Raw genomic sequence first — 21,371 nt, forward strand, 5'->3', positions numbered from 1 at the left:
AATCGTGCGGTTAGGTGATACGGGCCGAGCGCCCGAGCCGGAGTCCAGACCGGCGTGATGTGGCAAGTGCTGTGCGTCTCAGGATCAGGCTATGACCCAAAGTGCCGTCTGCGCTGTCAGCGGTTCGACTGTCGGAATTCAGGCGTCCACTCAGTCGATGACGTGGCGCGGGAACCGGGATCAGCGCTACCCGGCAGGCGGCGGGCAGGAAATGGTCCAGCACCGCCTGGACTGCAGCCCTTGTGGCCTCGTTGTCCAGCGCGCGCCCGGCAATCCCGATCTCCAGTGTGCCCGTGCGCTGTGCGACAAGCTCGGCCGTGTTGGGTATGACTTTGCCAAGAGCGATCTGCCCAAGTTGCGCTTTTTTACCCACAACAAGGCCCCTGCGGTGCTGGCGGACCAACAGACTTGTGCAGCCCAGCCGCGCTGTACCTTCGCCCAGAATCTGAGGGAGCGGCCCGGCGGCGTGATCCTGCACCCGAACCGGCAGCCCCGTGACAATCTCCAGCGCGCGGTCGAGCGCCCACACAGTGCCGCGCCGATCAAGCAGCAGGGGCATCTCTTGCAGGAGTGCCCGTTTGCGTACGCTGGGTAAATCCGCGGGCATCGGGACGCCGAGCCATGTCAGCAGGAAGGAAAGCCATTGATCGTTGGCATGTGTCGGATCAAGCCGATCCGGCAACTCGGCGATGCTGACGCCCAGATCGTCAAAGACTGACGCAAGCGCGCTCAGAAAACGCCGAAGCTCGGCAGCACTGCGTATATCGCGTTGGTATATGGCCGGTAGATCGTCTATCCATGATTGCGCGGGATAGCCAATGATTAGCCCGCGGAGCAGGGGCGTGCGGCTGGTTGGCGGAACCTGCAGGCGCAGCAGCACCCATAGATAGGTTGCTTCGATTCCATCAAGGGGTAGATCGTAACTGCCCTCACCCAGAGGATCATCCGCCGTGGTCAGATCGCCGCCATGGGCGTCGTCCCAGGGCAAAAGCCCCTCGACAGCCCCCAGACGTTCGGTCGGTGGAAGATCAGGCCGGTTGAAGAGGGCCGAGATACGCTCGGCCAGAGCGTCATCATCGGAATACGCGACCCGCACGCTGAGCGCAGTGCCCGGCGGCAAATCAGCCAGTATGCGCGCCCGCTGCCAGCCCCGACCAGTGCCGGGCGGAGATGTCAGCGTCGGCGTCAGCAGCGCCGCGTCTCGCTGGGCCGACAGGCTGTTGCCGAGCGCCTCTGCATCCGACAGCCTGAAAACACCTGCAGACCCGGCGAAGGCGAACACAGCACCTGCTGCGATGCGGCCCGATCCGATCCCGGGCGGTGTCTTACGCTCTGCAATTCGGGCACCTCCTGCAAAACTCCAGAGCGTTCCTTTGGCCGGGTCGTAAAGATGGATAACGCCTTCGCAGTCAACGTCCATGACGCACGGGTCAAAGTGACAACAGAGGCACGCAAGATCGATCTCAGTGCGCCAGCAGTACTTGCAGGGGTCATAGATAAGCACACGCCGTTTCGAGAGGATCAACAGCTGTTCTGAGCACGGCGCGACTGCCCCATCCAGTGGGTCCAGATCGTTCGAAACCTCCACCGCGGGCCGGTCTTCTCGTCCGGTGTCATCGAAATGCCTCCAGATCGCACCGCCGTCACCCGCGCTCGTCAGGCACCGCGCCCCTGAGCTATCAATCGCCAGAGCCAGAACCGGTTCGCAGGGGATTTCCGCCAGCAATTGCAAATAGCGCCGATGATAGAGCCTAAGGGTTCCCGCGTAAGCGACCCAGATGTGCTCGGGTCCGCACGCAAGATGCACGGCGGTGCCCTCAACCGGACCGAGGAACCCAAGTTCTCTGACGGTTTCGCCCTGGGCCTCCATCAGAACACCGGAGCGGCGCAGCCACGCCACCCCGCTGCCCGCCGACAAGGCCAGCGGTGCGCGGTCTTCTGCGGCAACGTCAAGGGGCTGCCAGCCCTCGCCGCCGCTAACGATCAGCCCATGGCCATGGGGGCGGAGCCCATCCCGAGCGCAAACCGCCCAATGAGCCGACCGTTCGAAACGATAATATCTGGGCTCAGTGCGGGTCATGGTCACCTCCGGAAACGCGGCGCAGGACGATCTCATGAGTTCCGCTGCGCGGCAGTTGTGCGAGGCCGAGTTGGAGATCGGTTGCAGCAAGGGGGTGGTCCCCCAATGCCAGCTTTACCTCCCGAACCGCCTCAACCTGCGCCAGGCCCGCCAATTGCCCCGCAAGCTGGCCCCGGCCAATGGAAGCGCCGATCGGCAGGGGCGGGGGCCTATTCGCGGGCGGAAGAGGCGACAGCCAGTGATCAAGCAATAACTCTGCTGCCTGTTCGACCTCGTCCGGCGAAGCAAGTTGATCGATCAAAAGCTCTGCCCGGACGGAAACGCGAACAATCTGTGCGAGGACGACATTAAGCCGTTCGCCTGCCAGTCGGTTGCGATCCAGAAGGGTGCGAACTTCGGATACAAAACGCTGGGCCTCCTGCTCTGAGAAATCCCCGGTGCGGAAAAGTTCTGGAACTATCGCTATTGTCCGGTGCCCTGGCATTTCCTGGTCAGGCAAAGCGGGATGGCGATGTGGCAAAATCTCGACGCGAGAGATCGCGAAGCCCGGAAGGTTCAAAAGCCGTTGCCGCAGCGTTTCATCGTTAAGATCAAGCGCTGGGCGGCGCAGGCGGCGGCGCGCTTCCAGTTCGGTTTGACGAACGCTCCAGGCGTCGGTCCCGCCCGATATCGCGGCGCTGTTCGCCCAGACGCCGTCTCCCTGAGAGGGCAGGCGCCAGGTCAAACCTGCGCGCATATTGCCTTGTGTCCCCAAGGTAGTCGCATATGGCCCATGTCGGATGGCGGCCCCCAGCGGCGGAATGGCCGCGTTGATCCCGTTGCCGAAACAAAGTTCATCTTTATCCAGGTTCAGGTTCGCCACGCGATCCGACGGCCCCAGCCTGCCCAAGGACTCCACTGCGGGCCAGACAGCCCAACCGTCGACACCCGCCACCTCTATGGTGGGCAAGGCTTCGCCGCCGTTTCGGGCAACGCAGCCACGCAGAGCCAGCGCGCGCGTCTGATCCGGTAATCCGGTGCTGAGGGGCAGAGCAGCCTGCGGATGGAGTGTCAGTTGCACCACCGGCAAGGCATTCAGCGACATCCGCGAGATTCGGGGCGGTGCAGGAAACATCCCCCGGTCAAGCCGCAGTCGCAAAGTAGTCTCGACAGAATCCGAGATTGCGGGCACCTCCAGTGCGACCACGCCGCTGCGCAGCAGGCCATGGGTGCTGTCGCGCCGCACCCGCAACCGGCGCCAGGGGCCATCGGCCGCTCGATATTCAAAAACCAACGGCGCCCAGAGCGGGACCTGTTCCCCCGTCGCGTCCACTGCCAATGCCGGCTGCTCGATCTCAATCCCCAAAGACACAATTGCCGATGTTCCTCCGCTAGCGCCGTGCCGGAAAATAGGCCTGTCAAACCGGATGGTGACAGCTTCTATGCCCCCATCCTCGGATGGGGCTGCCGGGAAAGATGCACGCGTGCGCGGGCCGATTTCCAATAGCTGAACCGAACCGCCCGCGACCTCGCCTTGCAGATCAATGGGTTCAGCTGCGCTTAGCCGGCAGGGCAGATCGATGATGCAGGAAACGTCGGCGTTCTCCTGGGTTGCGGCACGGGTATCTGAGGGCAGATCCTGTTCACCCATGGGCGAGACTGGCCACAGCAGCCCCCGAGCAGGTCGTGCTGGTTGAGGTGTAACTCCAAGCAGCCGCGCAAATGCGAGTCTGTGTGCATCACCAACAAATCCCAGCTGGTAAATCTGCTGATCGGCGACCCATGCTACCAGATCAATCAGGGTGATCCCCGGATCGTGCAGATTGTGGTCGGTCCAGTCCGGAGCGTAGCGCGGAATGCGCTCGCGGGCCTCGGCCACCAGAGCCACGAAATCTATCGTGTCGAGTTGGGGAACCTCAATGCTCATGGGGGTCCTCCGGTCGGGTTAACAGTGATCCCCTGCGACGCGACAGTGATGATACCGGTTTGCGGGATTGACGAGGTCGGGCCGCTGCCATCACGGCGCGTTATGGAAAGTTCGGTGATACGCGCCGCGCCCAGAAGGTCGGCCAGAGCGCGGTGAATGTCCGAAGGCCAAAGGCCTCGGCCAAAGGGCCAGCCTGCGCCGCCCCGTCCGCCAGACACCGGATCGAGAAACGCGCGCAACCGCGCCCCGATATCGGCCACGAGGGAGACCGGGGATGTGTCTGCGGGGGCAAGCTCCAGCTGCACATCAACAATGATGTAGTCAGGTCCAACGATCTTAAGGTCTTGCTCGGACCAGCTGGACGCGCCGAGGTTTAGAAGGCGACGTTTCAATCCGTCCTGTAGGGCCAGCGAAGGCTGCGGCATGGTCTCGGGTCCTGTTGTGGCGATCGCCACAGTCAGGGGCCTGCCTAAGCCTTCGGGGCGGAAGCAGCGTGCGGCACGGATTTCGGGTGCAAATTCAAGGGCAAGGGCCTCTATGTCCCGAACAGTAAGCGCCCGGCCAAGATGACGCGTCCCTGCCTTGGCTTGGATCGTGGCTGCCACGTCGGTACGACCGTCGCTGCCACCCCGCGCTGCGAGCGGATTCGTGACGGCCTCAACACCGCTGATCGCCGATTTGAGGCTGGTCGCCGCGTAGGCTGCCACATTGCCAGACGCTCCACCGCCGGTGCGGTAGACGAATGCACGCAGATTGTCGGAGCCGCCCGGTGGAATCCGACCCTGACGGTCGTCACCGAACCGCACAAGTCCCGTGCGCGGGTCAAGCATATAGACCCGCCCATCAGGCGTCGCGTCAGCGAAGCTTTGCACTTGACGCCAAAGTACCCAATCCCCTGGCAGATCAGGAACATTAGAGCGAACATCCAACCCCTCGGCCGTGCGCGCTTCTTCACCCAGCCGCTCGCGCACGCGCAGTTCAAGAGACCCCGGGATCACGGGTTGCCGAGACAGCTGGAACCGCGCGTTCGGTTCTCCGATGGTGGAGCCGAGCAGTTCCTGCCGGACGGTCTCTACTGCGGTAGCCAGAGCAGCATTGGGGTAAATTGACCCAAGGTCGGGTCGCCAAAGACCGATGTTCTTACCACTTAGCCTCAGCCAGAACGCGCTTAGATCAAACAATGTACTGCGAGTGGGGCGGGCAACCACGCTCAGAGAAAGCAGACCCGTCCGGTGCATGCCATTGGTGTCGTCGCCCAGCACTGCTACGGACTGCCAGCGCCCATCGGCCAGAACTTCTGCACTCAAATCCACTTGAATTTCTTGTTCGGCTGCTTCGATCAGAAAACGCAGGGCATCGGCGGCAAAGGGCCTGCTGAAGGCCAGGTAAAGCGCTCCTTGTGAGCATTTGGGGTCAATCGCTGCCGCTGGTGCAAGCAGGTCGAACTGGGCGCCTGGTGTCTCAGCCGCAGCGGTTTGGTTGAACGAGGTGAGGTTATTTTCCACCAGCGTCAGTGATGGGGCTACGGGAAGGTCAAGCTTGAAGGACACCTTGATCTGACGGATTTTTGGCGGGCGTATGTCGGAACGGTCGATGGTCACCTTTTGGGTGAAATCGGGTCCGCCGTTGATGAATTCCAAATCGCTGTCATAGCTGGGTTGACCATAATCACCGCCGATCAGGTGGGCGCGGATCCAGTAGTCTTCCTGACCGCCTATCTTGGTGGCAGACAAAGCGTCCGGCACGTTAAACTCCACTATGCCCGAGGTCGCAAGGTTTCCCGTCAGATCGATGAAGTTCTGGTCAAGCCTGCGCCAGCCACGCCCGTCGTGATACTCCCACGAAAGTTCCGGATTGCTGGTGGCGTCGGCCAATACCACAACCTGCCAGGCGTTCTGATCGGGTAGCAGATTAAGTGAAATGTTCTGCAGACCGCCTGATCCGCTGGCAGTATCCAGCAACGCCCAGGCACCGTCCGTCGCAACGGCCTGCACGGGACTTTCCGTTCCGCCAACAGAGATGGTGGACAGGCGAGGTGCGGCTGCGCGGTGGTCGTCTTCGTGCAGCATGACGGCCCTGCCGATATCCAACTGGATATGCGCAGGGCTGACATTTGAGATCGAGCGATACGGTACCTGTCCTGGCGGGTCGCCGATACTTTCCGCAAGGGTCGCAACCCGACTTGGCGAAACTGCGGTGACGTGGAATTTGCGGGTTCCGAATGTAATCATGCGGGCGGGTGCCGTAACTGTGTCAGCCCCGTCCAGACGGAAGCTGTGATCATCTATAATGTCGCCCGTGAAGTCCCGGTTCGGCGCACGGTCGCGCCAGAGGATCACCGTGTTTTCGGTCGGATTCTCCGGTGCACCTGCATCGGACAGCGCGATAACCGAGCCGCTTTCGCTGATACCTGTGGCCGACACTGGCCAGAGCGCGGGCGCAGTAGTGCTGTGATTGAACTCGGCCAGAAAGGTGTCGGTATCGTTGGGTATCGGGACCACATGCAGCATCCGCGTCGAGGGAGAGTCGACGGGGATTTCGCTGGTTGGATTGATCAGGCGCAGACGCTGATTGTCATCGGCAATGACGATCCTGGAATTGTCGTCGCTGTCCCGGATCGCAAGGGGGCCGGCGACCGGGCTGCCCAGACCTGGGTGTTTGCCAAGATCAAGAACCCGTTCGCTCGGTAAACGCCATGCGCTCAGGCGCGTCTTGCCGCCGAGCGTCTGTAGAAACAGGAGATGACTCCCATCAACGCCGTTGAGTTCCTCGACGATTGCCAAACCGGTGCCGGTCGACAGTCCGCTCGAAACCGGGAGCGTATTGCTTTGACCAGATGGGGATTGCGGGGTCAGATCCAGCCTCAATGTCGCGGTGCCGTCGCTTTGCCACACACGCAGCTCAGTCCTGCCACTGTTGGCGAAGGAAACCAAATCCACCCCATTCTGATGGACCGCATCGATTTTGATTTCCTCATCGGCCTGATCAATCATCTGCGACTGCCAATCTGCGACCGACAGATGCACCAAATCGCCGCCTTCAAGGCGCAGCACCACGTGTTCGGCGGCGTCTCCGGACCGGCGAACGGGTAGAATGTCGTCGATGGGCGCGCCCGCATCGAAGCCTGTGTCTTCCCAGTCGTCATATGGTTGGCCGCCGGGCTGGAGTATTCGACGCCAAATTTTTCCGCCCTGAACGGCCAACAACTGGGTTTTGCCCACAAGAGCGGGCTCATCAGCAAGGGCGAAGGCCGTGAAGGGGCCATCCGGCGGGGCATCGAGTACGGTCCAAGTCACCTTGTCAATTGCGTCTGCGGCACTCGGATCGATCTGGGCCAGCCAGAACCATCCGATGTCATTGTCTTGTTGCACGACACAATTCAGACCAGTCCCACCGCTGAGGGGCATTACGGCGGGGGGGTGACTGGTAAAGCCACCGAAGCTGGGTTCGGCCTTGCCCAAACCAAACTGTTCCAGATCGGGGTTCAGTAGTTCGCGCCATTCCGGCGTGTTGTCGAAAGGATCGATCAGCAATTGGAGCGCACCGTTTGCACCGACACCAATCATCCCCGCGTCGTCGGGATTGCCGACGTTCATTGCCAGGATGCTGGCATCGGCAAGGTCGACATCAAGGGTAACCGTCGCGCCTTTCTTTGACAGAGCCTCGGGCGCTGCGAGATAGAACTGATCGAACAGGCGTGGCTCGGAGCCAAAGGGCAGCATCGTGCCGGGCGGTGGCAGGGGCAGGGGGGTAGCGTTGTGAAACGCTGCCGCGACCTCTGCATTTGCGGCATCGCCATCCGAGCTAAGCGAAAGCTCGAAACGGTCACACGTCAGCGGCGTGGCGGCTTCCATGGGTCCGCGCAGCCGTGCCCTTAGCCAGAGGCTTTTCTCACCTGAGACCTCGCGCTCTTCGGTCTTGCCAATCCAACCTTTGCGCAGGCGGACAGAAGCGCCCTCAATCTCTGCCTCAAGCGCATGCCAGTCGGGCTCATCATCGTTTTCTAGGGTGGCCCAAAGCGCCCATTCCAAATCCAGACCAGCCAGGGTTTGAGCGCGGCCTTCGGGAAGGATCTTCACCTTGATCACGGCGGCTTGCTCAATATTCAGCAGCTCTTTATGGCCCAGATAGAAAGCATGCTCCTGCACGTTGCGCATGGTGCCCGGCTGCATTCGGGTGATCCGTCTGACCGTGCTTTCCGCAGGGGCTGCGGCATCCAGGCCCGGCGTGATGCTATAAATCCCATCGGTTTCTTCAGTGATCCGGTAGCCCTCTCCGTCAATGTCGATCCAATCCCCCGGCTCAAGCCCGAGGGGGGGTGTGATCTGCACCCTTTCGGCCCTTTGCGGGGCGAAGCTGAGCAACTGATAGACGGGATCGCTGGTCAGGGGCGGCTCCAGACTGCCGAAGCCGGGCGGCGCGGTCTCGATCCGGTCGATGGCCGGGTCTACGGCGAAGGCCCCCATCAACCGGGCAGGTGTGAAGGTCGCGCTAAGCCCTTGTGGTGTTTCGAAGATCAGCGCCGCGCCGTCGGGTGTTTCAGCCCCGACCTGAATGGCTTCACGCACCAGTACAGGCGCATTGAGTTTGTCACTCAGCACAAAGACCAGCCAAGCCTCCGCCGGGGTCGGCTCTGACACCGGAAGATCAAGCCAGTTCAGAAACGCGCGGAGGTCCCGTTCGGCCGTGCGGTCCAGTCGGCTGGTTACATGGGCCCCCAGATGAGCGGCAATCTCCAAGAGCGCCCGGCCGGGATCACCGGGCTCGCTTAACCCGCGCCACGTGGGCACGAAACGCTGTGCGGTGACCTCCAGCTTACGCAGAAGTGCGTCGCGCCGCCTTTGATCCGTCGGAGGGTAAAAACCGTTCATGCGCTCACGCTCCTTCCCGGAAATAGAAGGGATAAACGAAATTGCCTGGCTGGTTGGTCGCACGAATCCGGTAGTCGATGGACACATCCAACCGACCCCGTTCCGCCTCAGCCGCATTCACCAGAACAGCTTCAAGATCAATTCGGGCCTCATAGCGGCGCAGGGCGGCGTCGACTTCAAGCTCTACCCGGCGCAGGGTCGCGGTGCTCAGCACATCGAAGACCAGATCGTGGATGCCGCAGCCAAAATCGGGGCGCATGACGCGCTCACCCTTGCTGGTCTCCAGAATGATCCTGATCGCTTGTTGGACATCTTCCTCGAAGGCGCTCAGGGCAATTTGGCCCGTGGTTTGGTCGGTGCCGATTGGAAAGGCCCAGCCCCGTCCCAGAAACTCCTTTTCTTCGGTCATGGTCCTACCCTCCGATGAGCACGGTTGGCGCACCGCGCAGGATGGCATTGGGGGCTCCGGCTTCGATCACCTGATCACCTTGGCGCGCCGCTGGAAGATTGTTGATCAGCACCGTGGTACTGCCCACCGCGACCACGCCGCCCACATGTGGCTTGGGTCCGTCCGACAACGGACAGACATGCAAATCTGATGCAGCGCGCCATGCGGGTTGCCCCCCGATCAGCACATTGACGCTGCCGGGGCCAGGTCCAAGCGGCGTACCGGCGTGGCTGGTCTGGTCTCCGAGGCGGGCGGCAGGTTTTCCCATGTCAGTTTATCCTCACCATTGCGCCCTGAATGCTGACTTCTCCCGAAGCGCTAAGCGACAGCGATGCGTCCGCCTCGATACTGATCTGAGTCGATTGCAGGGACAGGGTTCCAGTGCTTTTGATCGTGATGGCGCCGCTGTTGCTTTCGATTGTGAGCATGTTGCCCGAGGCGTCTTCCACCACCACCCCGTCGCGGTCGAGCTTCAGATGCTTGCCGTCGGCGAGTTTGAGGTCGATCTCGGGCGCAGCGGGATCATCTGTAAAGCGCAGCTCGTGCTTGTCCCGCGTGCGGATCAGCCGGGTTTTGTTCTCGCCGTCGCCATTGTTTTCGGGCGCGGGTGCGGCACCGTTCCAGAGAGCGCCGATTATGAAAGCATGTTCCTGTTCGCCGCGCTCAAAGGCCACAAGAACCTCGTCGCCAATTTCGGGCAGAAAGTACGTGCCCATGTCGTCGCCGGTCATCGGCATGGTCAGTCGCGCCCAGAAGCTGCTTTGTTCGTCAGGCTGCCAGGGAAAGCGAACGCGGATGCGGGATTGTCCGTCAGGGTCGCGGTTATCAGTGACCGTAGCGACCGCCACGCCACGGAGGAAACCGTCGGCTTCGCGTTCGGCCTCATGGCGGTCAGGGTCAGACCATAACATGCTCATAGCGTGGTCTCCTGTACCTTGAACCGGGTCTTGTATCCGTCGGCACCGATGGCATGAGTGGCCTGCTCGACATAGTAGACCCTCGAAAACAGGCGCCCGAGCCCACCCAAGCCCAGATTGGTGTCGGGCAGTACCTCGGGCAGGCCGATGCACTCGCCGCTGGCAGTGATGAACTTCTCGGCACGTTCTTCGCGGACAGCGCGAGCCCGTGTATCGGCCTCGGCCTGACTGTGCACAGGCTGGCGGATGTAAAGCGTGGTCTCTCCGAGCGCTTCCGCCACATGGTCTCCGCCACCCCGCCGCCCGCTTTCCTGACCGCTCTGATCGCCACGATCCGAGAGTCCGACGATGGGTTGGGCATTCTGCGGCGACCAGCCGACCAGTTCCACGCGTGATACCTGCTCGGCCAGATTGGCCTCGGGGTCGAAGCTTAGGAGGCCTTTGCCCCACTCCATCGTAAGAACCTGATCCAGGTCATTGTTTCGGGGTCCGAATTTCATCCGGTCGCCGCGCATGTAGAATGTGGCACTGTTTCGCTTGGCAAGCTTTTCGATGAACTTCAGATCGGTTTCCTGACCTTTTTCGATCCGCGTCTTTTCGGGATCAGTGCGCTCAGCATCTGCGCGGATGCCCTGACGGTTGGCCAGATCCGAGACGACATCGCTGTCGCGGCTGTCCTCCCAATGACGCGGTTGGTTTGACTTGCCCAGCTTGTAAAGCTTGTCGAAACCTGCGATCCGTAGCTCTGGCACCCCGTTGGAGAAGCTGCTGCCAAGCTCTGTGACCAACCCCAACATGATAAGTGGCAGACGTGCGGGCTCACCGTAGCCCATGCGGATTTCTACCTCGGCACCCAGACGGAAAAGTTCCAACAAATCGACCTCGGCGCCGTCTTCGCCCGCGACGAATTCTCGCTTTGTCAGATCAAAGGCGTTGGCCACCGAGAAAGAAAACCGTCCGGCCGCCTTCAGCTTAAGATCGACCTCGACACTGGGGATCGTCAAAAAGCGGTCGCGCACAAGATCCCTGCCGCCCATCCGCACGCTGAATGCTGGAACATAGAAATCACCATAATGGGTCTCACGGTCGAGCAGAATCAGCATCGCTGTCCTCCAATGGTGGCAGGATCAGCACCGTGCCCGAAGGCACCCGGCGAGGATCGGATATCTGGTTGTTACGGGCGATCAGACGCCAAAAGCGCGGCTCGCCATAATGACGCGCGGCCAGCGCCCAAAGGGTCTCGTCGCTGGAAAACTCGTGGCGGGTGCTTTTGTCTGCCGAGTTGCGGCGGGGATTGCGCAGCTGCTCTTGGATCGGCTGGTATTGCTTGAAAGTCACGCTAAGCGATGCGCGCACCGGGGTGCCGTCGTCCAGGAACATGGTGAAGCGCTGCGAAAGCTTCTCGGTCACAGCCTGGAAAGAGAACGAGCCCCACGCAAACAATACGGGTGGCGCGGCATGCAGATCGCCGTCAATCAGCAGGGCTTGCGCGAAGTCTCCGGTCAGACCGGTGACATCCTCTCCACCTCGGTCGGTATAGGTATCGAACAGCAAATCCATGGTCAGCACTTGCGCCTCGCCATGGACGAATTGCAGAACCGGGTTGTTCAGCCCCGGCAGGGAGGTCGCAGAGAAGTTGCTCGACATTTCAAGGTTGTATTCGGATGGATTGAACAGGACAGGAACACTCTCGCCTGAACGGCGGCCTTTCAGGAAGGTGATGGTGGCCTTGGCGAACTCTGGCATGTCGACTCCTCACATCATTCCGCGCCGTTGGCGTTCGATCCGGGCGCGGCGTTCGATCTGTCGGATCACCTCTTCGCTGACGCGGTCGAGATCAATCTGAGGCGGCTGCGGTTGCGGTGTGGACAGGGGCGTTGGAGGTGGGCGGGACTCTGGTATGTGAGACGTCACCGTCCTGTGGATCATCGCCGGGGGTGGCGGGGGCATGCTGTCCGCAGGGCTGGCCGCGCGATGCCGGTGCCAAAGCACGGAAGTCACCGCTTTCTGATTTAGAGTCTCCCGCTCAGGTTCTAATCGCTGCAGCGTCTTTCCGAGCCAACTGCGAAGGCTTGGAACCCTCGCCATCACAGGGCGGTTTGGCTGGGTTAGGGTAGTTTTGGAATGGTGAATATGAGCCAGCCGCAAATTGCTGTGCCGTTTCCATCGGGCAGGCGTCACGTTCTGAAACACAGTCAGGCGCGGTACGTCCCTTTTGGTGGTCAGAGCGCCAGGGCGCGCAGGCGCCGCGTCGCCGCGATGTAGGGATGAACTCAACGCCGTAGCGACGCGAAGGTGTGCGCGGTTTCGCGGCCAAGGTGTTTGGAAAAGAGTGGTCAATCGACGCAAAATTCTCATTGCGGCCGGTTGCGCCGCCAGCGGCGTGAGACCGGCGCGGTGAAGCGGTGCCAACCAAAGGATCTGGCGCCGCCTGTCTTGTGGCGATACCGAGGCGGGTACGAGGGAACTCCCGGCATAACGCCCTTTATCAGTTTCCCCGCGCTGCGGTCTTTGTCGGAGGATGCGGAGGGATCGAAGCATTGCGGGCTGCACCCAGTCGGCTGATCCCGCTGCAGTACTCTGCCGGTGCTCGAAGGTGATTTGCGCCCAGTCTGCTAAGCCGGAATGAACAGGGGATGTCAGTGGACTTCGGTTCGATGCAAGGCGCTCGGGACCGCTAAAGAGCAGCCGGTGGCCGTGCGGGTAGAACAACCTTTGGAAACTAAACCGAAACGGCGTTGGCGTTGGGAAGGAGTGCCAATCGCTTGCTGCACCTCTGGTTACTTCGGCCCGTCCGTGGTGTGGGGATTGCCGTCCGTAACTTCGAAAGATCATGCCTTCAAAGAACCGCGGGGCTGGAAAATACAGCCGTTGTTTTGGTGCGGTCAGTACGGCCCCTGATGATTTTGCCGCGCTTTCCAGAAGGTTTTGCGGCGTTCGCATAAGAACCTGTGTCGCACTCCAGAGCAGTAGTTGAACGTGCAGCCGGGGCGCGACCATTATTCGCGCACCTTCAATTGTGGTATAGTTCGGCGACTGCCCGGTGCAATTTTTGCGTGCCCGGCGAAAGATCAGAGCAAGCGGTTGGAACCGAAGATCAGGCAGCGCACGCTTGCGCAAAGAACCAGGCAGAGCACGGGTCCGGAAGGGTCGGGCGACTGGGGACCAACGGCGCCTCATTGCTGGCGCCTCAGACCGTGGTGAACAAGCTCGACGGTCTCTATGGCCACGGCGTTGCCGGTGGCGTCCAGATCGCTGCCAGTCCATTTGCTGGGGAATGCGTCAAGGCAAATCCAGCGCCAGACCTCACTGCCGGCGTCGTCCATCAGTGCAATCGATACCGTACGCCGCTCGACAAGCCCGTCGATCACGTCCTGATGCCAGTCCCACAGTTCGCCATCGACAAGACCTCGCTTGAGCATCAGCGGCGGATAAGTCGTCTGCACCACCAGTTGATGTTCGAAATCATTGACTCCACCCTCCCGATAGGGCTCGATCCGTGTGGTCCGTTCCAGACCGCCCACCGACTGAAAACCAGCCAGTTGGGTACCCTGAACCTCAAGCCGGAATCGGAAGCTGCGATATGGATCGGGACGCGTCATGGATCGTCATATCCCTGCAAACGGATTGTTCGGCGCGGGCTCAGAATCAAGCTTGCGGTTGATGCTGGAAATTTCACGGCACCATTGCCGGCGCTCGCGATGCTCCAGTTCCATCAGCTCTGTATGAGACCAATGGAAGTGATAGGCGATGAAGGCCATCTCTTCATAAAGCTGCGCGGTGGGGTAGAGCTTCATGTTTCCCCCACAATGCGGAACTCTTCTTGGGGCGTAGCAGCCTCGTCGGACGAGACATCATTTATCCGCTCGTAAAGATCCTGAAGGTAGCTCAAATCAGCCGCAAACAGCCCCTCGATCACCTTGGTGTTTACGTCCGGCACCGAGCCCAGTTTGGTCACTACTCGCGCCAGCACAATGACAATCAGATAGGCCTGGTTCTGCTGTACGCGGGTGTCCTTGAGCGGCAGGATTTCGTCAGCGGCAGTCGCAAGGCGCATGACCCCGCTTTTGTGAAGCTGCCCGTCGCCGTCGATATAGCCCTTGGGCAAAATGAATTCGACTTCGGTTCGAAACGCCATGTTATGTTCTCCGGTTTACTGGATACGGCGGATACCTTCGTTGCAAAGCTCCAACGTATCGATCGCGACCTCGTTGCCCTTGGCGTTAAAGTCGCTGGGATCGTATTTGCACGGCCAGGCCTTAAAGATTTCAAAGGCGGCCTTTTCTTCACCCGCCTCGTTCTGCACGCGGATGACGACCGTTCGCCTGGCTTCTTCAAGCAGGGTGTTGTCGTCCACCACCAACTGGTGCCAATCGGCCAGTTCGGTGCTGTCCGTAATCCCCCATTTCAGTGTGATGTTGCCGTATTTGTTCAGCCCGTTCAGCTTGCGGACTGTCGTGGGTTCGTCGCCCTCGCGATACTCAATGGGATCGGTCGAAAGATCGCCGATCATGACTTCCGCAAAGCCGGCCTGCTCGATACTGTCGATCTCAAGCCGGTAGCGAAAATTGCGAAGCGGGTCTTGGCGTTCAGCCATGGCGGTGACTCCTTTGTCAGGCAGGCATTAGGCCTTTGCTTCCTGCGTTTTCTGGAACACCCGGAAGATCACGAATTCAGCCGGGCGGACGGGGGCAATGCCGACTTCAATGATCAGCCGACCGTTGAGGATATCGTCGGAGGTCATGGTGTCTCGTCCGACGTTGACCAGAAACGCCTCTTCCTCACTGGCTCCGAACAGTGCGCCTTCACGCCACTGGGTTCTTAAGAATAGTGAGACGGTCTGGCGTATCCTTTCCCAAAGCCGCTGGTCGTTGTTTTCGAACACCACCCATTGGGTACCGTCATAAATTGAGCGTTCAATGAAGATGAACAGGCGGCGCACGCTGACATATTGCCAAAGCGGATTGCTCGACAGGGTGCGTGCCCCCCAAACCCGGATGCCCCGGCCCGGGAAGCGCCGGGTGACATTGACACCACGGGGGTTTAGCACCTCCTGCGTTCCATGATCGATGTCGTATTCCAGATCAAGCGCGCCTGAGACCACCACATTGGCTGGAGCCTTGAAGACCCCGCGAGTGTTGTCGGTCTGGGCGTAGATACCACAGACTGAACCGCCCGGAGGGATTGTAACCCGGGCCCCGGTCCGGGGATCGTTGGTACGAATCCAAGGATAGTAGAAGGCAGCGTATTGCGTGTCCTGGATCGTGGTACGGGGGTCGAGATTGTTCGCGTTGGCGAAATTCGACGGGGAGTCGAGCACCGCGAAACGGAACCGATTGCGCTCGCAATGTGTGATGACCGCCCTGGCGACATCCTCGCTGGCTCCTGGTGCGTGCACGATTGCCACCTCGCGATATGGGTCAAGATTAAGTGCAGCCAACCCCCTGCGATCTTCGGGTATGGGCGCACCGCCCTCAAACGCGTTGGTGCCAGGCAGATCACCCGGCGCGCCATCTGCAAGCTGCTGCGTAGTTGCAGCATTGGGCAGCGCCGCGCCGTCGTCGACAGCCAGTGTCACCAGAGATGAATTGCCATTGTTCACCCGTTTGTCCCAGTAGTTGGGGTGATCGGGGTCCAGGGTGAGGTCGTTGAAATCCTCGGTGATCAGGGGCGGCGGCAGGCTTTCGACATTGCCGTTGTCGTCAAATGTCGGCGGCTGTGTCAGGGGACGGTCCCAATAATATAGCCGCAGTCGAAAACCGATCGGCGCGCTTTGGACCTCTAGTGTACCGGGCTCCAGCCGCATGAAGATCCGGTTGGCCGCGTCACCCGGGCCCAGTGCCGTGACGCTGTAGGCGTCGATGGTGGCCGTGGCGCTTTGAGCATTACCACCGACGATGCGGGTTATGTAGCAGCGACGACCGCCGTTATCGAAGAAGCTCTTGACTGCGTAGGGCATGTATTTGCCGGCAGCGAAGACATCTCCGAACAGGCGCAGATAGTCATTGTAGCTTGTGACCAGCCGGGGGCGTACCGGGCCGCGTTCCGTTTCTCCCAGAAAGGCGGCCGTGCTTGTTGCGGCACCCGCGATAGGCTTGGGGCCGCGCTCGATCTCTTCGATATAGACGCCGGGGGCGAGATATTCGGGCATGGCGTTGGTTCCTTAGGTGGATTGCTGTTGGGTAGGGGTGGGGCAGGACGGGTCGGGCTCATTGTCTTTATCTTGGTCCTTCTCGTCCTCCTCCTCACACGTCGGAGGTTCCTTGCAGTCATCGTCCTTTTCGTCGGGCTTGTGACATTCGTCTTTCTTCGGCTTCGGATCGGGGTCTTCCTCGCAGTCGTCCCCGGGCTCGTCGTCAGACCTGCCGCCGTTTGTGCCGGGCTTGCAATCCTTGAGATACTGCTTGGCCTTGGCGCGTCTGTTCTCAGGCTTGCTGTCTTCACCCAGCTGTTTGCGTAATTCATCGATCCACGCGAGATTTGCTTCGGCTTCTGCTTTGGCCTTTCCGGCGTTACGCCAGTTGCAGGCGGCCTCGCCCAGCTTGTCCTTGTATTCATCCGGATCTATCAGCCAGGGATAGCCGGTAAGATCACAGCAGGGGTCCAGATCGACACAGCAGTACCAGCGCACAGGATCATAGCGGTCTTCCGTGCAGGTCTCGCAGGGCATTAGCCGGCTGTGTTGACGCAAGAGTTCGAAGAAGAAGATGTACAGCGCAAAGCCGTGATCTTCGCATTTGTCGAGCTTGCAGATTTCCTCGATCAGTTCGTCGTTGGTGTCCATGCGCTTCTTGAGCCAGCCGGTAATATCTTTCCAGGCATCAAGTTGGGCCTCAGCCTCGGTGAAGCAGTAAGCGGCGTCATCCAGCGCGATCTCACATTTGCCGAGCTTTTTACGCAGTTGCTTGCGCATATCGGCCAGCGGCTGGATGACAGTGCAACAGACGCATTCTTTAAGCATGTAGTCCCAGTCCGGATAGCAGTTCTGAAGATGCTCGCGGATTTTCTCCACCCGCTCGTGTTGCTTCCTCCAGCGCTGAACGAGCGCATCATATCCATTGGCCGGGTCTTTGTATTTCTGCAGGGCCGCATCCGCGCCTTTTGCGATGTCGGTCAACTTGGCCTGGGCGGTCTTATCGAACGCACCGGCCGCAGCGCTTGTATTCAGTTTCTCAACCTGGTCTTCGAGCGAGCCGCAAGTCTCATTTTCTTCATTCTTGCCGGAACCGGAATTGCTTTGGTTTGACTGGGTGTTCATCAGTTTTCGCTCCTAATCAAAGTGTCAGGGCCTGCTCGGCACGAGCAGCGGTACTAGTGGCGGGGCGCCGTCAGCGAGATCGATCGGCAGGCCAAAGCTGTACTGCTGACCGTCTCTTACTTGGCGCTTCAGCATCACGGCGGGCGCGTCGGGGGCTGTGATGCGAAACCAGAAATGGGCAGATGCGGTACCGGTCTGGCCCGGAGTCTGATCCGGCAACCGCAGCGGAAGAGCGAAGTCGCCCTGGGTGTCGGTGCGGGTGCGAAAGGGCAGCACATCATCAGGGTCCGGAGCGTCATTCGAGACCACAGCGCCCACATCGGCACCATTCACGGGCGCTCTATCGATAAGAACCACACCGCGCACTAAAGATGTCTCAATGGTAAAAGGCGCCGACGGGATCCGGTGCATTGGCACCTCAATCAAACGTTGGCTGTCCATCACGTCAGGTGAAGGGCGGTCGACCTCAATCCTTTGATCGAAATACCCCGCCTGTCGCGCCGTTATTTTCACACTGTAACGGGGCTCAACGGGCAGCATCGGGTCGCCGCCCGGAACAGCGCGCTCGACAAAGACCAACAGGCCAGAGAGGTTCCGCTTGGCAACTGCCCCATGGGCTTCGATTTGCGCGGTCACCGGGCCGCGCACGATCGCGCGGGTGAAACTGTCCAATGGCGCAATGGCGAACACCACCGTCTCAAGGGGTAGCGGCTCGTCTAGATGGATGATCCGCAAAACGTTCATGAAGAGGCCTCCTCAAGGCGTCCTGCGCTGCGTGTCACTTCGAGCACGCGCTGGCCGAACAGAGCCTCGTCCGCATCCACAAAGACGGGCGTGGCCAGATAGACTATGGAGGTGCGATAGGGTGTTTCCGGGAACAGGCTCCAGACGCGGCTGATTTCTTCCATAGAGACAGGATCGGGTGTGACGCGCACGGTTTGTCCCGGAAGTTTTGCACCGGTCAGAACCGGTGTTGCGTGCAGTGCCTGGATTATCTGACCAAGGGTTATTAGCTCGTTGGGCGAACTGCCGGGTGCGAGCCCAGGCTCGCGCGACACGCTGATGATATAGCGCAGATCGAACGGGATGGCTGCCGACGGTGGATTGCCCTCAGGTTCGCCGGTTCCGGGAGCGCCACGGCTTCGCAAGCCATCCAGATAGGGCGAATTGCGAAGATCCGCATTGGGTTCCAGATGGTACAGGAAAAGCGATGCCGTCGCAGAACCTGCCTGACTATCCGACGGCGGTCCGGTGAAAACTGTGCCCGAGACTGTTGCCTCCAACACGCTCCTAAGCGCCTCTGTCATCATTGCGATAGCGTTCGCGCTCATGCCAACCTCATATTTTTCAGACAGCCGTCTTCGGGCAGTGTGTTGCCGGCCGAGGTCATGCCTAGCTTCAAAAGCTGCAGCCGTGTGGCTCGCAGCACATGGGGCATCTCAATCTTCCCATCGCTGTCGCCTGCGGCCGGAGCGTCATCGGCGGCCAGAAATGCCGCGTGTACTGCGATCTGCTGAATATGCCCGCCTGTCAGTTGGAACCGTTCAGCAAGGAACTCAAAGTCAAGATCGGCCCAACCCGGCGCAGACGAGGGTGCCGCGCGCTTCCACATATCCAAACGCTGGGCTGCATCCGGCGCGGGGAAGTCCACGATGAAGCGCAGCCGCCGTACAAATGCGCTGTCCATATTTTGCTTGAAATTGGTGGTCAGGATGACGACGCCGCGAAACTCTTCGAGGCGTTGCAGAAGATAGGCGACTTCGACATTGGCATACCGGTCATGGGCGTCCTTGACCTCGGTGCGCTTGCCGAACAGCGCGTCGGCCTCATCGAATAACAGAACGGCGCTGGCGCGTTCGGCGTCCGCAAAGGCGGTGTTGAGATGCTTTTCCGTCTCGCCAATGTATTTTGAAACGGTCTTGGCCAAATCCACCTGAAACAGCTCGACCCCAAGATCGGCTGCGATAATCCGGGCGGCCATAGTCTTGCCGGTGCCACTCGGCCCCGCAAACAGCGCCGTGACCCCCTGACCTAAAGGCATGCGGGCGTCATATCCCCAATCATGGAGGACCTTCGCGGCGTGGCGCACCTGTTGCGGGATCTGCTTCAGGGATTGCAGTCGGTCCTGAGCCAGAACGATGTCATCCCACCTAAAATTGGGCTCAATGCGACGCACCAGCCCACCTTCGGGCGGTGCGCTTAGCATTCGCGCAGCAGCGCGCAGTTGTTCCAGTTCGGCGGGCTTGCCAGCCAGGTAGCGGCAAACCGCTGCTGCCAGCACCGGGTCGTCACGACGGGTGGCGGCCATTTCCTCGGCATCGGAGGTGGATATCTCAAAGCCATTGAGGCGCGCCGTTTCCTGCCAGTCGACGGCAGCCAAGGGTCGTTTCTCGGCGAATGGGCGGAGAATGTGGGCGACGCGACGGGCGGCGGGGGCCCAGGGATCCTTCAGATCAACCATCGCGCGGTCGGTTCGGGCCATCAGAAGATCCGCCAGTGGACCGCCCCCGGTCCGCGCTCCTTCGAACAGAGGTACCGCGTCGCTCAGCAACGCGATGCGGGCGATCTGGCCAGCCGCCTTGTTCAGCGCCTCATTGCTCTCGGCCTCAAGCTGGGTCAAATCCACCCGGAGCGTGCGGCGGCCAGATGCCTCTAGAACGCCAGCTGCCCAGTCTCCGGTCGGTCGTTCCCCGACCAATTGGATCAGCCCGCTGGCCTCGCTGGATATCGCCTGCAACAGCTCTTGCGTGGCACGGGTGTGTTGCACAGGCACGCCCGAGGCTGCTGTCATGCTCAGCGCGGGGCCAAGCGCGTCTTCGCGTATCGCGCCCTGGACCAGTGCGGCCACAAGCTCGCAGGGCACCCTTAAGGAAGATTCGGGACCAGTCCTGCTTTCAGCGCCGATCTCGGCCTCTACCAATCCAAGCTGGGCCAGCGGGCCAGAGCGCACGGCCTCCATGATCGCAACCGCATCTGCGCCGATGCCCGAGAGTAACCGTGCCAGAACCGCCTCTGAGGCATAGCCACGGGTCAGATCATTGTGCAGGTAGCCATAGGCGATCTGAAAGCGGCCATCGAGTTCCGGTGCCAGCGACAAAGCCAAAATGCGGCGATCCAGCACGCTCAAGCCAGCCTTGTCCGAGATCATCAAGGGATCATCTGCGCCGGATTGCGCTTCGCTGTCGGAAAGCATGTCCTGCAGACTGGTTCGGGTCTCGCCGGCTTCAGCTCCCAAGAGGGCGCGTACTTGACCTAGGCCAGCGGTCCAGCCGGGAATGGCGGTGCTGTCGGTCTCAGACCCCTGGGGCAGTTCGGTCAGATGCGATCGCACCAACAATTCTGCCCAGGTTAGAACTCTGCGGGGACGCGACCGGTCTGCAGAAGGGGTGCCGAGCATATGCGGATCTGACAGAGTATCGGACTTCGAGGCAGCAAGCGCTCCACCGAACAGTTCGGCCAATTTGCGCAGCAGATCGTGGTTGATCTCGCGGGTCCATAAAGCAGCCTCGTTGGTGGTGCCGTCGAGCCCGATTACGGCTCGGCAATTCGGCCGGCCTAGCCTCTCGAGCCAAGGATTGCCGTCATCGACCCGAGACCATGGCACAATGGCCACGTCGAACTGTTCGCTGTTGTCATCCGATGACAACTCGGCAAGAGAGTCTAGAAATTGCTCGTCCAGTTTGTCGTCGGACTGCATCAGGCGGTTCATGCTCTGCCAGAACATGTTAGCCTCGCGCCCGGCTATCACGATGCGGGTCACGCCGGAACTCCTTGGGCGGAGGATGGGTAAGATTTCAGCGTGCCACGAAGCGTGTTCTGGCGTTATTGACCGGAGGATCGACCCGGCGGTCTAGAAAGGGTCTAGTCCCTTCGCGGTTTGTGGATCTAGTC

At 60.6% G+C, this 21,371-nt stretch carries 18 protein-coding genes; all 18 read right to left on the reverse strand.

Going from position 1 to position 21,371, the window contains the following annotated elements; genetic code table 11:
- Positions 1 to 10 precede the first annotated feature (10 nt).
- Positions 11 to 2,080, reverse strand: a complete 2,070-nt coding sequence (locus ACOQFT_RS19070; protein ID WP_421599441.1) for a phage tail protein — start codon at positions 2,078 to 2,080, stop codon at positions 11 to 13.
- Entirely contained in the window at positions 2,067 to 3,986 is a 1,920-nt protein-coding gene (locus ACOQFT_RS19075) for a putative baseplate assembly protein (protein WP_421599442.1), read from the reverse strand. Before ACOQFT_RS19075 ends, ACOQFT_RS19070 begins: the two co-directional genes overlap by 14 nt.
- Positions 3,983 to 8,857 carry a putative baseplate assembly protein gene (locus ACOQFT_RS19080; RefSeq protein ID WP_421599443.1) on the reverse strand — a complete coding sequence of 1,625 codons (4,875 nt, stop codon included), beginning with the start codon at positions 8,855 to 8,857 and terminating at the stop codon, positions 3,983 to 3,985. The genes ACOQFT_RS19075 and ACOQFT_RS19080 overlap by 4 nt, the downstream gene beginning before the upstream one ends.
- A gap of 4 nt (positions 8,858 to 8,861) precedes the next feature.
- Positions 8,862 to 9,266 carry a GPW/gp25 family protein gene (locus tag ACOQFT_RS19085; RefSeq protein ID WP_421599444.1) on the reverse strand — a complete coding sequence of 135 codons (405 nt, stop codon included), beginning with the start codon at positions 9,264 to 9,266 and terminating at the stop codon, positions 8,862 to 8,864.
- Positions 9,267 to 9,270: 4 nt separating this feature from the next.
- The gene (locus tag ACOQFT_RS19090) at positions 9,271 to 9,573 is read right to left on the reverse strand and encodes a PAAR domain-containing protein (protein ID WP_421599445.1); all 303 of its coding nucleotides are present in this window, start codon (positions 9,571 to 9,573) and stop codon (positions 9,271 to 9,273) included.
- A 1-nt stretch (position 9,574) separates the two neighbouring features.
- Positions 9,575 to 10,222 carry a phage baseplate assembly protein V gene (locus ACOQFT_RS19095; RefSeq protein ID WP_421599446.1) on the reverse strand — a complete coding sequence of 216 codons (648 nt, stop codon included), beginning with the start codon at positions 10,220 to 10,222 and terminating at the stop codon, positions 9,575 to 9,577.
- Positions 10,219 to 11,325, reverse strand: coding sequence for a phage late control D family protein (locus ACOQFT_RS19100; RefSeq protein WP_421599447.1), 1,107 nt, complete (start codon positions 11,323 to 11,325; stop codon positions 10,219 to 10,221). Before ACOQFT_RS19100 ends, ACOQFT_RS19095 begins: the two co-directional genes overlap by 4 nt.
- Positions 11,303 to 11,968 carry a LysM peptidoglycan-binding domain-containing protein gene (locus tag ACOQFT_RS19105; protein WP_421599448.1) on the reverse strand — a complete coding sequence of 222 codons (666 nt, stop codon included), beginning with the start codon at positions 11,966 to 11,968 and terminating at the stop codon, positions 11,303 to 11,305. Before ACOQFT_RS19105 ends, ACOQFT_RS19100 begins: the two co-directional genes overlap by 23 nt.
- Positions 11,969 to 11,977: 9 nt before the next feature.
- On the reverse strand, positions 11,978 to 12,172 hold the full coding sequence (locus ACOQFT_RS19110) for a hypothetical protein (RefSeq protein ID WP_421599449.1): 195 nt from the start codon (positions 12,170 to 12,172) through the stop codon (positions 11,978 to 11,980).
- 1,226 nt (positions 12,173 to 13,398) lie between these two features.
- Complete coding sequence (locus ACOQFT_RS19115; RefSeq protein WP_421599450.1) at positions 13,399 to 13,824, reverse strand: phage tail protein; 426 nt, start codon at positions 13,822 to 13,824, stop codon at positions 13,399 to 13,401.
- Between the two features lie 6 nt (positions 13,825 to 13,830).
- Positions 13,831 to 14,019, reverse strand: coding sequence for a DUF6760 family protein (locus ACOQFT_RS19120; RefSeq protein ID WP_421599451.1), 189 nt, complete (start codon positions 14,017 to 14,019; stop codon positions 13,831 to 13,833).
- Complete coding sequence (locus ACOQFT_RS19125; RefSeq protein WP_421599452.1) at positions 14,016 to 14,360, reverse strand: hypothetical protein; 345 nt, start codon at positions 14,358 to 14,360, stop codon at positions 14,016 to 14,018. Before ACOQFT_RS19125 ends, ACOQFT_RS19120 begins: the two co-directional genes overlap by 4 nt.
- Positions 14,361 to 14,375: 15 nt before the next feature.
- Positions 14,376 to 14,819, reverse strand: coding sequence for a phage tail protein (locus ACOQFT_RS19130; RefSeq protein ID WP_421599453.1), 444 nt, complete (start codon positions 14,817 to 14,819; stop codon positions 14,376 to 14,378).
- Positions 14,820 to 14,846: 27 nt separating this feature from the next.
- Positions 14,847 to 16,373 (reverse strand): phage tail sheath family protein, encoded by a 1,527-nt coding sequence (locus ACOQFT_RS19135; RefSeq protein WP_421599454.1) that lies wholly within the window; start codon positions 16,371 to 16,373, stop codon positions 14,847 to 14,849.
- 12 nt (positions 16,374 to 16,385) lie between these two features.
- The gene (locus ACOQFT_RS19140) at positions 16,386 to 17,480 is read right to left on the reverse strand and encodes a hypothetical protein (protein ID WP_421599455.1); all 1,095 of its coding nucleotides are present in this window, start codon (positions 17,478 to 17,480) and stop codon (positions 16,386 to 16,388) included.
- A gap of 24 nt (positions 17,481 to 17,504) precedes the next feature.
- Positions 17,505 to 18,224, reverse strand: a complete 720-nt coding sequence (locus ACOQFT_RS19145; RefSeq protein WP_421599456.1) for a hypothetical protein — start codon at positions 18,222 to 18,224, stop codon at positions 17,505 to 17,507.
- Positions 18,221 to 18,811 (reverse strand): DUF4255 domain-containing protein, encoded by a 591-nt coding sequence (locus ACOQFT_RS19150; RefSeq protein ID WP_421599457.1) that lies wholly within the window; start codon positions 18,809 to 18,811, stop codon positions 18,221 to 18,223. Before ACOQFT_RS19150 ends, ACOQFT_RS19145 begins: the two co-directional genes overlap by 4 nt.
- Positions 18,808 to 21,240, reverse strand: coding sequence for an ATP-binding protein (locus tag ACOQFT_RS19155; protein ID WP_421599458.1), 2,433 nt, complete (start codon positions 21,238 to 21,240; stop codon positions 18,808 to 18,810). The genes ACOQFT_RS19150 and ACOQFT_RS19155 overlap by 4 nt, the downstream gene beginning before the upstream one ends.
- Between the last annotated feature and the right edge of the window lie 131 nt (positions 21,241 to 21,371).

The organism is Ruegeria sp. MALMAid1280 (genome assembly GCF_049195285.1).
In the GTDB taxonomy this organism is placed as follows: domain Bacteria; phylum Pseudomonadota; class Alphaproteobacteria; order Rhodobacterales; family Rhodobacteraceae; genus Ruegeria.

Coding starts and splice junctions, on each gene's coding strand:
- ACOQFT_RS19075 (WP_421599442.1), bottom strand. CDS start 3,986: ATGAGCATTGAGGTTCCCCAACTCGACACGATAGATTTCGTGGCTCTG.
- ACOQFT_RS19140 (WP_421599455.1), bottom strand. CDS start 17,480: ATGAACACCCAGTCAAACCAAAGCAATTCCGGTTCCGGCAAGAATGAA.
- ACOQFT_RS19110 (WP_421599449.1), bottom strand. CDS start 12,172: ATGCCCCCGCCACCCCCGGCGATGATCCACAGGACGGTGACGTCTCAC.
- ACOQFT_RS19120 (WP_421599451.1), bottom strand. CDS start 14,019: ATGAAGCTCTACCCCACCGCGCAGCTTTATGAAGAGATGGCCTTCATC.
- ACOQFT_RS19085 (WP_421599444.1), bottom strand. CDS start 9,266: ATGACCGAAGAAAAGGAGTTTCTGGGACGGGGCTGGGCCTTTCCAATC.
- ACOQFT_RS19115 (WP_421599450.1), bottom strand. CDS start 13,824: ATGACGCGTCCCGATCCATATCGCAGCTTCCGATTCCGGCTTGAGGTT.
- ACOQFT_RS19080 (WP_421599443.1), bottom strand. CDS start 8,857: ATGAACGGTTTTTACCCTCCGACGGATCAAAGGCGGCGCGACGCACTT.
- ACOQFT_RS19135 (WP_421599454.1), bottom strand. CDS start 16,373: ATGCCCGAATATCTCGCCCCCGGCGTCTATATCGAAGAGATCGAGCGC.
- ACOQFT_RS19130 (WP_421599453.1), bottom strand. CDS start 14,819: ATGGCTGAACGCCAAGACCCGCTTCGCAATTTTCGCTACCGGCTTGAG.
- ACOQFT_RS19125 (WP_421599452.1), bottom strand. CDS start 14,360: ATGGCGTTTCGAACCGAAGTCGAATTCATTTTGCCCAAGGGCTATATC.
- ACOQFT_RS19150 (WP_421599457.1), bottom strand. CDS start 18,811: ATGAGCGCGAACGCTATCGCAATGATGACAGAGGCGCTTAGGAGCGTG.
- ACOQFT_RS19105 (WP_421599448.1), bottom strand. CDS start 11,968: ATGCCAGAGTTCGCCAAGGCCACCATCACCTTCCTGAAAGGCCGCCGT.
- ACOQFT_RS19145 (WP_421599456.1), bottom strand. CDS start 18,224: ATGAACGTTTTGCGGATCATCCATCTAGACGAGCCGCTACCCCTTGAG.
- ACOQFT_RS19070 (WP_421599441.1), bottom strand. CDS start 2,080: ATGACCCGCACTGAGCCCAGATATTATCGTTTCGAACGGTCGGCTCAT.
- ACOQFT_RS19100 (WP_421599447.1), bottom strand. CDS start 11,325: ATGCTGATTCTGCTCGACCGTGAGACCCATTATGGTGATTTCTATGTT.
- ACOQFT_RS19095 (WP_421599446.1), bottom strand. CDS start 10,222: ATGAGCATGTTATGGTCTGACCCTGACCGCCATGAGGCCGAACGCGAA.
- ACOQFT_RS19090 (WP_421599445.1), bottom strand. CDS start 9,573: ATGGGAAAACCTGCCGCCCGCCTCGGAGACCAGACCAGCCACGCCGGT.